Here is a 16,879-nt window from a genome sequence, read left to right as displayed (position 1 = left end):
ATTATATTATATCATATATTAATGAAATCCCTTCCTATTAGACGAACCTTCTATTACAACTTTTGCTTTTACTTCTAATGTAGTGTCTTGCAATATATCTTTCCAATCTGCATGAGGATACCTAATTTGAAAATCTCTTTCCACGTTGAATATATCTAAATTATTGTTTTTATATTTCTCAAAGACATCCCTAGTTGCTCTTATAATATTATCTTCAGCTCCCTTGGCGATCTTTTCTAAATTTTCAGGAGTAAAGTCAAGGGCCGCTTGAGTTTCAGCTAAAGTAGTTCTTACATTTATTGTTTTAATCAGTTTTAAATTTTTACCATCATACTCCATATTAGTTTTAGTACGACTATTTCTTATTTCTAAAGTTGCATATTTGTTTTCTTCGCTTAAATAGGGAATTTCCAAAGTTCCTGTTTTAACCTGGTCTACAAGAAAATTATATCCTTGGCTATCCTGTATTGGTATATTTACTATTAATTTATCATTTTTTATTATAGATCCACCATCGATAATCAACAGTTCCTCTAACTGATCGTCACTCATCTTTAATAGAGTTGCTACAACCGTACCACCAGGACTTAATCTTTTATTTAAATAATCATTTGTACTAAGTTTTATAGATCTTGAAGATGTTCCTATATTTTCTATCAAATCCGTTATAAATAATCCTATATATTCCTCTGATTTTATATTAGCCTTTAATAATCTATCCACATCACCTTGATATATCACTATATATTGCCTTATTATAAATTCTTGGTCTCTACCCATAAGATCTATAAAATCATGCATACCATACCTGGCTGCTTTTTCTGTAAATATTAAAGCCTTATTTTGTGTAGCATTTATTTTATAGCTAGTAGATAGCCCTATAGTTCTTAAAGCTTCGAAAATGGTTTTTCCTTTTCCTTTATATATGATTCTCTGCCCTTTTTCTGATCCACTTATAGCACTTCTATAAGGTTTAAAAGTTTCTACGTATACTATAGGATTGTTGTCTTCATCAATATCAATTAATATGCTAGTAGCAAATAATACCCTGTTTATATCTTTATAATTAAAACAACCATTTAGTAAGAAACACATAGCTAATATTGAACTAATTAATATCTTCTTCATTTAAATCATCCCTGCCTATATTTTTAGATATATCTTCTAAATCTCTTCTAAATAAAATATCTCTTAATTTAATTTCTTTAGCTGTGCCCAATGGATATAAATAAGGGTATCCTACTGAATCTAAACTAGATATATGAGCTACAAAAGTAAGCATTATTATATAAAATCCAGGTAATCCTAAAAGCGAAGAAAATAAAATTATAATTATACTCCATGCTATACTAGGACTATATAGCTTAGGTACTAAAAAAGCGGCTATAGAAGATACTGCTACAATTATTAATCCTATTTGTGATGCTAAACCAGCACCTATTGCCGCATCACCAAGAATAAGTGCTCCTACTATGCTTGCCGCTTGACCTATTGGTTGAGGTAATCTTATTCCGGCCTCTCTTAATATTGCAAAGAAAAACATCATCAAAATCAATTCTACCACTGAAGGAAAGGGAACTCCTGCCCTTGATACTGCAAGCCTAAAAACAAAAACAGAAGGAATGAGAGAAAAATGGTAAGTTGTAATAGCTAAATATAATCCTGGCAAAAATACAGATATTAAGAAAGCAATTTCCCTCAATATCCTTGCTGCATTAGAATAATATTTATTAATATAGTAATCATCTGGAGCATGAAAACCTTCTATAAAAAAATATGGTACAGTCATTACAAATGGTGAACCATCTACAATGACTCCTACTCTACCTTCATATAGCTTTGAACATATTATATCCGCCTTTTCACTGAATCCAGTAGTATCAAAAAAAGTTTTGGTACTTGATAATTGTTCTGATATATAATTAGAATCTAAAATAAAATCCGGATCCATATTCTTAAGTTTATCTCTTATTCTATCAATTAAATCCTCTTCAGCTACTTCTTTTATATAAGTCATAAATACCGTTGTATTTGACTTTTTACCAATATAAAAGCTTTCAAATTTTAAATCAGCATTTTTTATTCTTTTCCTTATTAAAGCTACATTATCTACAGCAGTTTCACTAAATGCCTCCCTTGGTCCCTTTATAGCGTTTTCTGTGTCAGCTGTTGATATATCCCTTTTACTAAACCCTTTCGCTTCACAGTATAATACTTTTTCATTATATTCAAATATTAGCAATACATCTCCAGATAATATATGGAGCATTGCTTCATTAAAATTAGTAATATCATCTACATAACTGGCACTTAGTATCCCTTTTTTTAAATTATCTATATCTTTTATATTATCCTTTTCTTGAATTATTGGACCAATAATATACTCACTTATAAAACTAGAATTACATAAATCATCAATATACACTACATATATTAATCCTATAGCTGTTTCAAGTTCTCTATATTTTAGATCAAAATTATCCTTTAACTTCTCTTTTACTAATTCAAAATATTTACTCATAAATTTCACCCTTGATTATTATTTGTATTTGCTAAGAATATTATTCAGCAATTGGTAAATAATATAAATAAAAACTTTTTTAAAGGTGAGTAAATGTATAAAATAAATTCAAAGCAACTAGGCTTCATAATTTTAGGGTTAATAATAGTATCTCAAAAAACTTATCCCACTGTTTACATTAAAAATGGTGGTAAAGATTCTTGGATTGCTACAATTATTGCATCTATAATAATATTATTATATTTTATTTTTTCAATTAAAGTATTTAAAAAGTCAAACTGCTACGACTTATACCATATATACTGTTCTTCTTTCGGGAAAATATTAGGAAACATTTTCCATGTATTTTATATAATATCTCTTTTATTGACTTTGATAGAATGTGCAGGAGTAGAATCTAGTGCAATGCATACTAATCTATTGCTGGAAACTCCTATATGGTATCTTCTCATATTTTTACTATTTCCAGCTATATATATAGTAAAAAAAGGTCCTCGAAGTGTTCTAGCAACTACTATAATAGGCATAATATTAATGATATTAGCTGGAATAAACTTAGCTATTCTTACTAGTACATATAAACATATAACTTTTATATTACCTATGTTTCAAAATGTTTTCACGTGGAATTTTTTATTATGCATATTACAAATACTAGGTTTATATGCACATATAACTTTAGTATATCCTTATTTAAATGATGTAGTTAAAAAGGATAAATTATTAAGGCATGGCACTTTAGCACTACTTTTTGTAATTCAGATGGAAGTTATATCTACTTTGGGAGTTCTCATGACCTTCCAAATTGATAGATTAAAAAATTTATCCTATCCTAAACTCACTCAAACTCAACTAATAAGTTATTGGAGATTCATAGAAAGCGGAGAATTGTTTGTTATGCTTCAAACAATTGGAGGATGGTATGTTAAATATGTAATTGTATTAGCATTAATATTAAAAGCACTGAAGGAGATAAAAATTGACGGGAAATATACCGTTTATATAATAACTATATTGGTTTTTGCATTCACTAATTATATTGCAGATGATTTACTATTGTTTTTTAACTATTTAAATATATATACTTATATATCTTTAATAAACTTTTTCATAATACCTTTAATAGCTATAATAATATTTAATTTTAAAAACAATAGACAAAACAAGAAGAAAAAAGCCAGAAATAATAATTCTCAAAATTCAGTAAATAACTAATTATAAATTGACTTATCTATATTGTATATATAACGGTTTTTATGATATAATTACAAATGTATTTATTATTAAATATATAGGTAATTTCTCAGGTACTTAACTCCTTAATCATAGGAGAGCTATCCGTGAAAAATTAACCTATGATTAAAAGGAGGTTTTTACTTTGGCTGATAAAACAATTGAATGCAAAGATTGTGGAAAAGAATTTATATTCACAGAAGGAGAACAGGAATTCTATAAAGAAAAAGGATTCGAGAATGATCCTGTAAGATGTCCAGAATGTAGAAGAGCTAGAAAAGCTACTAGAAATAACGGACAAAGATAGAAAAGATAAGAGAGGTTTTTCCTCTCTTTTTATTTTTTTATATAATTACCTCCACATTTGCAAATACTAATTTTTGTAGTATTTAATTTTGAATGGAGGTTTTTTATATGACATTTCTTAGATGGTTGGGTGGATTTGTAGTTTTATTTTGGTTAATAGGATTAATATTTAGAATAGGTGGAAATTTAATAAACCTTCTATTGTCAATAGCTGCTTTAATATTTATTATAGATGTTTTATTTGGTAGAAAAAAAGAAGTATAGAAAAATTGCGAAGCAATTTTATTTAATTATAAAATTGCTTCGCAATTTTAATTACTCTTCGCTTTTACCTACATCAGATAGCACTATATCTTTATTATGCTCTAGTGCCCAGCTTATTGCCCAATCACTTTGGAACAATAAAAGTACTCTATCTCTAAAATCCCTTACTATCTTAGTATCACTAGTTATAGTTAATTTGTCTGCATCTAAATTGGAGCTTTCAACCCATCTTACATATCTATATGGAAGTCTATCCATTTTAATATCTACATTATATTCATTTTTCATTCTATATTCTAATACTTCAAATTGCAGAACTCCTACTACTCCTACTATTATCTCTTCAAATCCCATGTTAATTTCTTTAAACACCTGAATCGCACCTTCTTGGGATATTTCAGTAATACCCTTTACAAATTGCTTTCTTTTCATAGTATCCAAAGTTCTAACTCTTGCAAAATGTTCAGGTGCAAAGGAAGGTATTCCTTCAAAGGAAAATTTATTACTTGGTGTACATAATGTATCCCCTATTCTAAATATTCCTGGATCAAATACACCTATGATATCACCAGCATAAGCTTCCTCAACTATTTCTCTATCTTGAGCTAAAAACTGTTGAGGTTGAGCTAACTTTACTTTATTTCCACCTTGTATATGAAATACTTCCATGCCTTTTTTGAACTTACCTGAACATATTCTCATAAAAGCTATTCTATCTCTATGAGCTGGATTCATATTAGCCTGTATTTTAAAAACAAAGGCGGAAAAATCATTAGAAAATGTATCTATTTCTCCTATGTTAGAATCTCTACCTAGAGGTGGTGGTGTTAAATTTAAAAATTCTTCTAAAAATGGTTCTACTCCAAAATTAGTTAGTGCACTACCGAAAAATACAGGAGTTAATTCCCCACTTCTAACTTTTTTTAAATCAAAATCATCTCCAGCTATATCTAAAAGTTCTATATCCTCAATTAATTTATTATGAAGTGATTCTCCTAATAAATCTTTAAATACAGGATCATCAACAGTTCCTTCAAGAGCTTCTACCCTTGTTTGACCATGTTTACCATCGTTAAATACTTCAATCACCTTTTTATTTCTATCATAAACACCTTTAAAATCAATACCTGAACCTATAGGCCAGTTCATAGGATAGGATCTTATTCCAAGGACTGTTTCAAGTTCCTCCATAAGTTCGAAAGGATCTCTTGTTTCTCTATCCATTTTATTTACAAAAGTAAATACAGGAATTCCTCTTAAACTACATACATGGAACAGCTTTTTGGTTTGTTCCTCAACACCCCTCGCTCCATCTATAACCATTACTGCACTATCTGCTGCCATTAATGTTCTATAAGTATCTTCACTAAAGTCTTGGTGACCAGGAGTATCTAATATGTTTATACAATAACCATCGTAGTTAAACTGCATAACTGATGAGGTTACAGAAATACCTCTTTGTTTTTCTATTTCCATCCAGTCTGAAACTGCATGCTTTGAAGCCTTTCTAGCCTTTACTGACCCTGCAAGTCTTATTGCGCCTCCATATAGTAATAGTTTTTCTGTTAGTGTAGTTTTACCTGCGTCTGGGTGAGATATTATCGCAAAGGTTCTTCTTTTCTCTATCTCTCTAACTATATCTTCCACTATATTCTCTCCTCTTTCTAAAATGTGTACTAAATAGATTTTAACTTTAAGTAATTTCACTGTCAATTAAATTTACTATCTTGATTTAGCTACAAAGCCAATTTTCCTTTGCATCTTTGATAGGGTTTTTCTAGCTACATAGCTGGCTTTTTCAGCACCCTTTGTATATATTTCTTCTAATAATTCCTTATTATTCAAATATTCTTTTACTTTATTTTGAATTGGCAATAAATCTTCTATTATGGCCTCTCCAACATCCTTCTTAAACTTAGCATATCCCATTCCTTCATATTCTCTCTCTATTTCATCTATACTTTTTCCTGTAGCCACACTTAATATATCCATTAAATTTTTAATTCCAGGTTGCTCATCACTATATTTTACAACCCCTATTGTATCTGTAACAGCTCTATTTATTTTGTTTCTAATTACTTCTGGTGGATCCATTATAAGTATATAACTATTTGGATTATCTGCGGATTTTGACATCTTCTTTTCTGGGGATTGTAAATCCATTATTCTAGCTCCAGATTTCCCTATATAAGGTTCAGGGATTTTAAATGTAGGGCTATATAAGTTATTAAATCTTGCAGCAATATCTCTACTTATCTCTAAATGTTGTTTTTGGTCGCTTCCTACTGGCACCAAATCTGTATTGTAAAGCAATATATCCGCTGCCATAAGCACTGGATAAGTAAGCAACCCTGCACTTATAGATGCTTCTCCATATCTTGCAGATTTATCTTTAAATTGAGTCATTCTACCTAGTTCTCCTGTGTAAGTAAAACAATTCAATAACCAAGCTGCCTCACTATGAGCTGGTACATGGGACTGAATAAATATTGTATTTTTTTCTGGATCTAATCCACAAGCTAAATATATAGCTAATACCTCTAAGGTTCTTCTTCTAAGTTCTTTTGGCTCCTGTCTTACAGTTATAGCGTGTAAATCTACTATACAATAATAAGTATCATATTCATCCTGTAGCTTAACCCAATTTTTTAATGCACCATAGTAGTTTCCTATAGTTAAATTTCCCGAAGGTTGAATTCCACTAAATATAACTTTTTTGCTTTCCTCCATTATTACTCCTCCTAATCTATTTTAAATTTTAAGAATATGCGACTAAATAAAATAAAAGCCCTATAGTAAAACTATAGGGCGTAGTAACGCGGTACCACCTAACTTTAAGAAAGATCTAGTCTTCCTCCTCATAAAGATACAACAATATCCTGTCTCTATATCGTGAGACCTACGTCTAGAACTACTCTAATTTCATTCCGACTCTCCAGAACCCATTCAGCTCAATCATAAATGTTGTAATTTCACCAGCTACAACTCTCTATAAATCTGTTTTCGAGCCTACTATTTTCCTTCACTGAGTTAATATTTTCTATTTATAATATTACAAATAATTTTTTTTGTCAACATTATTTATTTTTTCCAAAGTCCATGAAGATTACAGTATTCTCTTACTGCTATAATTTCTTCATCAATCTTAAATAATGCTTCTGGTTTTTCACCTGGTTTTAAGAATTTTCTATAAGTCTTTCTTTCTGTTAAAACTTCTATCCATTCAATGTAATGTTCTTCTATCATTGGATGCTCAACTTCTCCAATTTTAACTAATACTCCACCTTCAACTTTTTCTACTACTGGAATGTGCTTTTCTTTTGCCCCATCAGTAGTATTTTCTTTCTTTAATGTCATTGGCTTGCCACAACATACTAAAGTTCCACCTGCTGGATGAATTACCTCAACTATGTTTCCACATGTTTCACATTTATAAATTTGTCTTAATTCTGTCATAATCATTACCTCCATAATAATTTTTTATTTGTTTAAAACTATCAATATATATTAATTATTCTATAAGAATTCTTATTACCCTTCTTTTTTTATATTTTCGTATTAATTTTTACCATTATATAAGTATGTGCATAGTATTTTTCATGTGTCAAATACTAAAAATATTATTAAATAAAAAGGAGGAGTAAATATGGATAGAGGAAAAACTTACCTATCGCACCTATCAGACGAAAGAGACTTTTTAGCAGGAGTAAATATGGATAAAGAGAAAATTAACCTATCACACCTACCAGATGAAAGAGACTTTTTAGATGTCAATCAAAAAGTAATTAAATCTTATTCACCAGGCAAAAAAGACTACACTAAGTTGCCTGATAATGTAAGAGATCCTATAGTTTCTAATAATATAGCTAATGTGGAATTTGACTACACATCTAAAGATATGTGGGAATCAGACGATTTATTCAAATAAGTTTTATAGAACTGTCTTCCTTGATTTTCATCTTAGAAGACAGTTCCTTTTTATTTTATTAATCTTTAATTATCACTTCTACTCTATGTTCTCCTTTTTCCATGAATGGTATAATATTCTTTTCTGATAATTTTCCATTAATCAACACACTAAATTCTTCTCCTCTTTCAACATATATATGATATATACTTTCTCCTTTTTTATAAGTCATCTTGTATCCATTCCAATTTTCAGGTATTCTAGGCTCTACAGTAAATCCTTGATTTTCTTTAAGTTTAAAACCTAATATACCATTTATAGCTGTAGTATACATCCATCCTGCAGCACCTGTATACCAACTCCACCCGCCTCTGCCTACATGAGGCTCTACCGCATAAACATCAGCGGTAACTACATAGGGTTCTACTTTATATCTTTGGCAATCTAAATATGAGAGTCCATGGTTAATTGGGTTTATCATATTAAATATATTCCAAGCCTTATCATTAAATCCTGCCATAGTTAATGCTAATACATACCATATAGCTGCATGTGTATACTGACCACCATTTTCTCTTACTCCTGGTACATAGCCCTTTATATATCCTGGCTCTAAAGAGGAGTTATTAAAAGGTGGAGCTAAAAGCATTACTAAGCCTTTATCATATTTCACAAGATATCTTTCCACGGATAAAATTGCTTCTCTTCTTCTACTCTCCTTAGCGCCTCCAGATATAACGGCCCAAGATTGTGACAATGAATCAATTTGGCACTCATCATTTTCAGAGGAGCCTAAAGGAGTTCCATCGTCAAAGTAAGCTCTTCTATACCAGTTGCCATCCCAAGCATTTTTTTCTATATTTTCTATGATAAATTGCAACATTTCTTTGTATCTTTCTTCTCTTTTAATGTCTCCTTTTATATTACAAATCCTTATAAAATCTTTAAGAATAGTGTATAAAAACCAACCCAGCCATACGCTTTCACCCTTACCCTTATTTCCAACAGTACTCATACCGTCGTTCCAGTCTCCTGATCCCATTAAAGGTATATTGTGTTCACCAAATTTTAATGCTCTATCTATGGTTTTTACACAATGCTCATATACGCTTTCTTTTAACTCAGACTTTCTTGCAATAGTGTATCTTTCGTCTTCACCTTCTCTTAGAGGTTCATCTTCTAAATATGGAGCTTCATCGTCTAAAATTGAATAATCTCCTGTATTTTTTATATATTCTAATGTCACATAAGGTAACCACAGCAAATCATCAGAGAATCTAGTTCTTATACCACTATCTACAACTGGATGCCACCAGTGCTGAACATCTCCTTCAACATATTGCCTTGAAGAGGAATACAGTATTTGCTCTTTTGTAATCTCTGGCTTCAAATAAGATATTGCTAAGGTATCTTGTAGCTGATCTCGGAATCCATAAGCTCCGCCTGATTGATAAAAAGCTGTTCTGGCCCAATACCTACAAGCTATTACTTGATACATAAGCCATCCATTTACCATTATATCCATTGTTCTATCTGGAGTTTCTATTTGAATTACACCTAATATCTCTTTCCAATACTCTTTAACCTTATCCAATTCTTTTAAGGCTTTTTCTGCATTACCATATTCTTTAATTACATCATCTATATTGTCAATATTCTCTTCTTGACCTAACATAACTAATAATGTCTTTTCTTCTCCTGGATTTATGGATATTTTAGTATTCATGGCCATACAAGGATCCAATCCTGATCCTACAGTATTAGAAAGAGACCTTTTATCTAGCACTTGAGGATTTTCAAAGGAACCTTCTTTCCCTATAAATTCTCCTCTATCCCCAGTAAATGTGGTTTTCTCTCCTCCTACCACCTTAAGGAAACTAGTTAAATTTCCAAAGTTGCTACTATAAGGGTTTTTAGCATATATATATTCACTCTCTTCATTTATATAAGTAGATATATACTGAGCTGTCCCTTGAGGTACAACCCCTAAAACTAGTTGAGCATAGTAAGTTAAAGATAATTGTCTTTCAATATCTGTATCATTTTTAAGTTTTACAATGCATAATTTCACGCTTTTATTTAAGGAGGCAAAGGTAGTAAATTCTCCTGCTATTCCATGTGCCTTATGTCTAAAAGAAGAATATCCAAAGCCATGTTCTACTATATATCTTCCATTATCTCTTACAGGCTTTGGAGAAATACTCCAAAAATCTCCTGTATGTTCATCTCTTATATATAATCCTTCTGATTCGCTATCTTTTACAGGGTCATTAGACCAAGTAGTTATTTTGTTTTCTCTACTATTTTTGTTCCATGTATAAGAAATACCGCTTTCCGATATATGAAATCCAAAATCTCCATTTGAGACAACATTTATCCAAGGAGCTGGGGTGTTTTTATAATTATCCAATATTATAAAATACTTATCTCCTTCAGGGCTAAATCCCCCTAAACTATTAAAATATTGAAGTTCAGGAACAGTAAATGTAAAATTCCCTTCCTTATAGTTTACTTCCTTGCATTCTAATAGTTCATCCTCTTGTTCCTTCTCTAAATTAACTTTTACTTGGCTACTTAAGCTACCTTTATCTCCGTCAATGACTAGTCTGGATATGGACATGATAAGATTAATATCTTCATAATCTATAGTGGCTTTATTGTATAAGAATATTCCACCAGACTTATTTACTTTATCCCTAGCGTAACTTGAAAATACTGCTTCTTTAATACCCTCTTCCAAAGGCTGTATATAAGCTGTATCTTCTAAATTTAATATAATTAAATCAACGTTTAAGCCTTTAATATTCCAATATTCATGAGCCTTTAATAGTTGTCTTAATAACTCTAGATCTTCTTCCTTTCTAATTATTAATAAAACTATAGGTAAGTCACCGGATATACCGTATTTCCAAAGCTCAGATTGCCCTCTATTTATAGCTTTTATATATTTCTCTCTCCCTTTAAAACTATTGTTCATAAATATAATCTTAGAAGCTATAGACTGATATAAATTTGCCATAGAAGAATTTATACCTAAGTATCTATTCTCAACTTGCGCCTGTGTCCAAGCAAGTTCAAATATCCTATTTACATTATTCCAATCCCTATATTTTTCAGCTAACTTCATAACTTCTTCTCTGCTGTCTCCTAATGCAGTAACAAAAGCTAATTTACAAGTTTCTCCTGAAGGTATTTCAACTCTTACTCTAAGACTTAAAATAGGATCTAATACTGCTCCTTTAGTGTTTGTAAGTGGAGCGTCATTTTCCATTACTTCTGGTTTATGCAAATCTCTATTTCTTCCTATAAAATTTGCCCTACTGGTTTCGTATTGTGTTTTTCCTACTATTTTTTCGTCTCCTATGACAGTATGCATTACCCAGGGTTCTTTTCCTTCCTTCTCTCTTTTTCTCCTGTTGGCTAATAGACACATAGGCTCCTCTTGAAAGTCAGTCCTTACAAAAAGATTGCTAAAGGTCGGGTGAACTAAATCGGAATTATAATTAGCTAAAGTCACCTCAAAATAACTAGTAACTTCTACTGTCCTATTGCTACTACTATTATTAGTTATGCTTATCTTTCTAACTTCCCCATTATCTTCACTACAAACACCTATCTCTGTAGCTGTATATAAATTTCCATCCTTTCTTCTAAACTCCGCTTTATCTTGAGCAAATATAACCTCATATTCCTCTCCTTCATGCTTACAAGGTTGATAATAATTGCTCCAATATTCATTAGAATTAAGGTTTTTTATATAGAAGAACATTCCGGTATTATCATTAGTTACATCTTCTCTCCATCTATATACATTCATATTTTCTTTTTTACTATATCCACTACCTCTGTTTGTAACCATAATAGAATAGTTACCATTAGAGAGTATATTTGTTTCTGGATAAGAAGTTTTGGCCGTAGCATATCTCCTAATCATGCCTATACTCTTATCATTTATAAATACATTTTCCTCATATTTTTCTTCCCTATCATATACAACCATATTAGGGACTTTCTCTTGCAATAATAATTCTGAAGCTTTAACTCTTGGATCCCTATGAAATCTTTCTTGAAGTAGATTATTATTTACTAAATTGTCTAAAGCCATTAAACTCATTCCTTGGTGATGAACCATATAAGACTTTATTATTTTATACTTTTCATCCTTTGGTAGTCTTTCTTTTGTAAAGTCTATAGCTTCATAAAGTCCGTATCTTCCTAAAAATCCTCCCTCTATGAATCTTTTTATATTTAAAATTGAATCCTTAGCATTAACCTGTAATGCCATTATAGTGGAATATGGTGATATTACTAAATCTCTAGACAACCCTCTTTTTAATCCCATTCCTGGTGCTCCAAAAGCTTTATATTGATAATTTAAATTTATATCAAAAGCATAAAATCCAGACTCAGATATTCCCCAAGGAACATTAAACTTATTTCCATATGCTTTTTGAGATTCTACAACAAAATTATAGGTACTATTTAATAATGTATCTGGATAACTTTTCATTATCAATAATGGCATTAGATATTCAAACATAGTTCCACTCCACGAAACTAAACCCTTATTATTGTTAATAGATGTTAAAGTTCTTCCTAACTTAAACCAGTGATCCTGCTCCACATCTCCTTTAGATATAGCTAAAAAACTCGCTTGCCTTGCTTCCGAAGCTAATAAGTCATAATAACAGTTATCAATCTTACCTCTTTCTACATCATATCCTATTGAGAATAATTGTCTGGACTCTTCAAACAACATCTTAAAGTCCATTTCTTCCTCTATTCTTTCAAGGTCTTCTTTAATTTTAATTATTGAACTAAGTAAAGTTTTTAAATTACTTTCTCCTTTTAAGATTGATTTATATAAAGCTCCACTTTTGTCCTGCAGCTTATTTTTTAGTTCTTGCAATGCAAGAATTACACCATTAATACCATTCTTATTGACCAGAGCCTTTAGCTCTTCTAAATACATCTCTTCTTCATTATTGAAATACTCTATTTCTAACCATGGAAATAAATTTAATATGTTAGAAACACTATCATTTACTGCGTCCTTTAATTTTTTATTCCAATATAGCTCTTTCCACTTATCACTCTTTTCAATCGCCTTTATCCTATCAGATATTTTGTTCAGCTCTTTTATATAATCTATTAAATCTCCATTCCACTGACTTATCCATTCTGAGGAGTCTTTATAAAACTCGCTATGTATATCATTTAATTCTTCATTGCATAATGTCAATAAATCTCCTAACCCTTTAGCCATATTAATATTAAAAATAGAACCATCTATAAATTCTTCTAAAGTTCTATTTGTTAACCATATATAACCCAAAAGATTGCCACTATCTACAGTAGAAATATACTTTGGATATAAAGGTTCTTTAGTTCTAGTGTTATACCAATTATAAAAATGCCCCCTGTGCATCTCAAGGTTTTTCATGCTTTCAACAGTTTTTTCAATTCCATATATACACTGAGTTAAACCTACATATCCTAAATCATAGGCTATAATATTAGATATAAGTCCCATAGCCATATTAGTTGGAGATGTTCTAGGGGCTACTCCCTTTTCCGGGTATTCCTGAAAGTTGTCTGGCGCTAACCAATTATTTTCCTCATTATTAAAATCTTCAAAATAAGCCCATATCCTTCTGCTTAATCCTCCTAACATTCTTCTTTCATCTATTCCTATTTCATAGCCTTTTCTTATTATATCCTTACTTATATAATAAGCTGTATAAGGGCTAACAAACCATATAATACAGGATGGCAATAGGATAACCCCTAAAGAAGTAGATTTATATAGTGCTAGAAGCCCTATAAGAAATGCAATAAAACTTCCTACCCACATATATCGAATGTAATCTATTAATCTTTTTCCTGAGGAAGCTTCTGCATCCGCTGCTGTTTGCCATTCCAATAGGTTTTTCTTACTTATTTTAAGCCTGTGCAAAGTTCTTATTATTGCATCAACCATCAAGTAAGCTTGATGAGGTACAAAAGAAAAAATTAAAAAAAACTGTTCAATTCCAATTTTCCAATTTTTTATTTTCCCTGAAAAACTTATACCTTTTATTGGCGCAATAACTGCTTCAGAAATATCAAATAATAAAGGCGAAATCAAGGCTATAAATGCAAGTATTATCCATGCTTCTGAAGCTTCTAGCACTGTTAAAGATAATATTATCAATAATACTATGGATGGACTTAAAAGACTTCTCCTTAAATTATCAAATATTTTCCATTTGGATAATTTGTTTAATGGGTTTTTCCTAAAAATCCAAGGAAGCAATTGCCAATCCCCTCTAACCCATCTATGTAACCTCTTACAACTAGCGTTATAATAGGCAGGGTATCCATCAATTAATTCTATATCTGTTAAAAGTGCAGTTCTAACATAAGATCCTTCCAGTAAATCATGACTTAATACTGAATTTTCCGGTATTTGATCCCCTAACATAAAATTAAATATATCAACATCATAAATACCTTTTCCAGTAAATATTCCTTCTTCAAACATATCTTGATAAACATCTGATATAGCAGTTGTATAATGGTCTATTCCTGTTTCCCCAGAAAAAATTTTAGAGAATAAAGTTTTATTGGCACTAATAGTTGAAATATTAATCCTAGGTTGCATTAGCCCATATCCTCTCACTACTCTCTTGTTATCTTTATCAATATAAGGATGATTAAGAGGATGAGCCATGGAAGCTATAAGCTTTTTAGAAGAATCTCTAGGTAATTTTGTATCTGCATCAAGGGTTACTACATATTTAATTTTATATAATCTTTTTATATCTCCACTTATGACGTCGTAACTTGTGTTCTCGTCTCCCCTTATCAGTCGATTAAATTCCATCAGCTTTCCTCTTTTTCTCTCCCAGCCTAGCCATGTATTCTCTTTTTCATTGTATTGTCTATGCCTGTTGAAAAAATAGAAAATTTCCTCCCCATCTTTCGCATACTTATCATTTAATCTTTTAATTTCTTTTAAGGTAGAGTTTATTATTTTTTCATCATCTATATGTTCTTTTTCCTTGTTGTCTTTGAAATCTCCTAATATAGCATAATATATATTTTTACATCTATTACCTAGGTAATAAACTTCTAAATCTTTGACTAATTCTTTAGCTCTTTTCTCACTATTTATCAAAGTAGATATAACTACAATACTACTATATTCATCTGGTATCTCTTCTTTAAATTCAAGTTTCGGTATGACATCAGGACTAGTTAAATGGGTTATACTCCAATTGGTTATAGAAACTATTATTTCACTGCATGGTATTAATATAACTAGGAAAGCTAAAATATACTGCCATAAAGGAATATTATATGGATTAAAATTAAAGTATACTAGTATGAATGCTAAAGCTAGAGTTGACAAAGTTATAAAGCTAATATAGTAACTAGCTCTTTTACATTTATCTGCATGTTTTAATTTTCTAAATCCATTATCTTTAAATCCAATTTTATTTTTTAAACATTCAACTCCATCATCGATAATATAGTAACCTACATGCTTTAAATATAAATTCCCCTCATCTTCTGAAGCTTCCTTTGCACATTCTATTGCCTTTCTAGCAACAAAAGACTCTCCTAACTTCATATGTCTCGCTAATTTTTCTATCTTATGTCTGTAAAAATTTCTAGTAGCAAAATCCATTTTTTCATATATATCTGCTGGGTCTTCCTTTAATGTTTTCTCTAAGTAGCTTAATTTTTCAAAGTACTCCCTCCAGTTTAATGAAGATACTTCTCTGATACCTGTTATACTATTTCCAATTATCATTCTAAAAAGAGCTTGGCGTTTATGCTCTAAAAGCACTATTTTTTCACCGTTAATATCCTGCATTACTAGCTCTTCATCTATCCACTTGTATACATCTTCATTCTCGAAACCGCTATCCCTTAATACTTTTAATAGTCTTTCTGTGAAATAAGGATTAAAATCTATATTTTGTTTAAATATATTGTCTAAAACTTCTTCACTATTAGAATTTTCTATTAACCTTTCTGCAATCTTTTCTCCCTTACTTTTTTCCCTTTGGCCATATGCTATATCATCTGTAACCTTGCTTATGTTTTCTATTAACGCTACCCTTATCATTATCGGCAAGGCCCATAATTCACCGCTGGTAAGTAGTGTATGTTTTTGATATTCATCAATAAATTTTTCTATGTACTCTCCAGTAACCCTTCCTTCTGTTTTATAAACTATTTTTCTTGCTATATGATAACTTCTCGGATATCCTTTTGTAGCTCCTCTATTGATTAAAGGTAAATTTTCATAATAGTCATTAGGCATACTACTCTTTATACTTTTGTATTCTCTTTGTATCAAATATAGATTATCTAGAAGCCATTCTCCCGCAGGTGGTATGTCTTTTTTTCTATTTGCTTCACTGTTTATATAATCATAGCCTTTTAAAATATCTTGGTAACATTTATCTAAACTTTTAATTACTTTTATTCTGCTTTTAATACTTTTATCTTTTCTATTATAGGGACATTCCTCTAATTCCTCCCCATACATCTCTCTATAATCTTCATTTTGTTCTTTATTTTTTAAAAAAATATATATCACAGAAGATATTAATAATACTAAAAGAATGATAAGAGAAATTTCGTAATATAACATA

The 16,879-nt window shown here is 30.4% G+C and carries 10 protein-coding genes and 1 other annotated feature; of the genes, 4 read left to right on the top strand and 6 right to left on the bottom strand.

The features are described from left to right. Positions 1-18: 18 nt before the first annotated feature. Both RYO54_RS09240 and RYO54_RS09235 read right to left on the bottom strand, forming a co-directional pair. A complete protein-coding gene (locus RYO54_RS09240) occupies positions 19-1,128 on the bottom strand; it encodes a Ger(x)C family spore germination protein (protein WP_315117878.1) in 1,110 nt (369 codons plus the stop codon). Further along, entirely contained in the window at positions 1,109-2,521 is a 1,413-nt protein-coding gene (locus RYO54_RS09235) for a spore germination protein (RefSeq protein ID WP_315117875.1), read from the bottom strand. The genes RYO54_RS09240 and RYO54_RS09235 overlap by 20 nt, the downstream gene beginning before the upstream one ends. 93 nt (positions 2,522-2,614) lie before the next feature. On the opposite strand from RYO54_RS09235, the gene RYO54_RS09230 reads away from it, so the two are divergent. From RYO54_RS09230 to RYO54_RS09220, 3 genes are all read left to right on the top strand, one after another. Then, positions 2,615-3,736, top strand: coding sequence for an endospore germination permease (locus tag RYO54_RS09230; RefSeq protein WP_315117872.1), 1,122 nt, complete (start codon positions 2,615-2,617; stop codon positions 3,734-3,736). A gap of 163 nt (positions 3,737-3,899) precedes the next feature. After that, positions 3,900-4,061: a zinc-ribbon domain-containing protein gene (locus tag RYO54_RS09225; protein ID WP_315117870.1), complete on the top strand. Its 162-nt coding sequence runs from the start codon at positions 3,900-3,902 to the stop codon at positions 4,059-4,061. A gap of 107 nt (positions 4,062-4,168) precedes the next feature. After that, positions 4,169-4,324 (top strand): DUF5670 family protein, encoded by a 156-nt coding sequence (locus RYO54_RS09220; protein ID WP_315117868.1) that lies wholly within the window; start codon positions 4,169-4,171, stop codon positions 4,322-4,324. Positions 4,325-4,375: 51 nt separating this feature from the next. Here the strand turns inward: RYO54_RS09220 and RYO54_RS09215 are convergent, their stop codons facing one another. The 3 genes from RYO54_RS09215 to RYO54_RS09205 all read right to left on the bottom strand — a co-directional run bounded on the left by RYO54_RS09215 (position 4,376) and on the right by RYO54_RS09205 (position 7,780). Beyond that, a complete protein-coding gene (locus tag RYO54_RS09215) occupies positions 4,376-5,971 on the bottom strand; it encodes a peptide chain release factor 3 (protein WP_315117867.1) in 1,596 nt (531 codons plus the stop codon). A 75-nt stretch (positions 5,972-6,046) separates the two neighbouring features. Continuing rightward, on the bottom strand, positions 6,047-7,054 hold the full coding sequence (gene trpS, locus RYO54_RS09210) for a tryptophan--tRNA ligase (RefSeq protein WP_315117865.1): 1,008 nt from the start codon (positions 7,052-7,054) through the stop codon (positions 6,047-6,049). A 71-nt stretch (positions 7,055-7,125) separates the two neighbouring features. Further along, positions 7,126-7,359 (bottom strand) — a binding site (T-box leader). Positions 7,360-7,405: 46 nt separating this feature from the next. Further along, positions 7,406-7,780, bottom strand: a complete 375-nt coding sequence (locus RYO54_RS09205; RefSeq protein ID WP_315117861.1) for a desulfoferrodoxin — start codon at positions 7,778-7,780, stop codon at positions 7,406-7,408. Positions 7,781-8,036: 256 nt separating this feature from the next. Between RYO54_RS09205 and RYO54_RS09200 the strand changes: the two genes are divergently transcribed. Next, positions 8,037-8,252 (top strand): hypothetical protein, encoded by a 216-nt coding sequence (locus tag RYO54_RS09200; protein WP_315117940.1) that lies wholly within the window; start codon positions 8,037-8,039, stop codon positions 8,250-8,252. A gap of 58 nt (positions 8,253-8,310) precedes the next feature. Here RYO54_RS09200 and RYO54_RS09195 read toward each other — a convergent pair whose 3' ends face one another. Next, complete coding sequence (locus tag RYO54_RS09195; RefSeq protein WP_315117858.1) at positions 8,311-16,878, bottom strand: GH36-type glycosyl hydrolase domain-containing protein; 8,568 nt, start codon at positions 16,876-16,878, stop codon at positions 8,311-8,313. Between the last annotated feature and the right edge of the window lies 1 nt (position 16,879).

This window comes from uncultured Clostridium sp. (assembly GCF_963515715.1).
GTDB lineage: Bacteria > Bacillota > Clostridia > Clostridiales > Clostridiaceae > Clostridium_AW.
The sequence above is the reverse complement of the archived record's forward strand: the minus strand, read 5'-3'. Positions and strand labels throughout refer to the sequence as shown.

Coding starts and splice junctions, on each gene's coding strand:
- RYO54_RS09240 (WP_315117878.1), bottom strand. CDS start 1,128: ATGAAGAAGATATTAATTAGTTCAATATTAGCTATGTGTTTCTTACTA.
- RYO54_RS09235 (WP_315117875.1), bottom strand. CDS start 2,521: ATGAGTAAATATTTTGAATTAGTAAAAGAGAAGTTAAAGGATAATTTT.
- RYO54_RS09230 (WP_315117872.1), top strand. CDS start 2,615: ATGTATAAAATAAATTCAAAGCAACTAGGCTTCATAATTTTAGGGTTA.
- RYO54_RS09220 (WP_315117868.1), top strand. CDS start 4,169: ATGACATTTCTTAGATGGTTGGGTGGATTTGTAGTTTTATTTTGGTTA.
- trpS (WP_315117865.1), bottom strand. CDS start 7,054: ATGGAGGAAAGCAAAAAAGTTATATTTAGTGGAATTCAACCTTCGGGA.
- RYO54_RS09205 (WP_315117861.1), bottom strand. CDS start 7,780: ATGACAGAATTAAGACAAATTTATAAATGTGAAACATGTGGAAACATA.
- RYO54_RS09200 (WP_315117940.1), top strand. CDS start 8,037: ATGGATAAAGAGAAAATTAACCTATCACACCTACCAGATGAAAGAGAC.
- RYO54_RS09195 (WP_315117858.1), bottom strand. CDS start 16,878: ATGTTATATTACGAAATTTCTCTTATCATTCTTTTAGTATTATTAATA.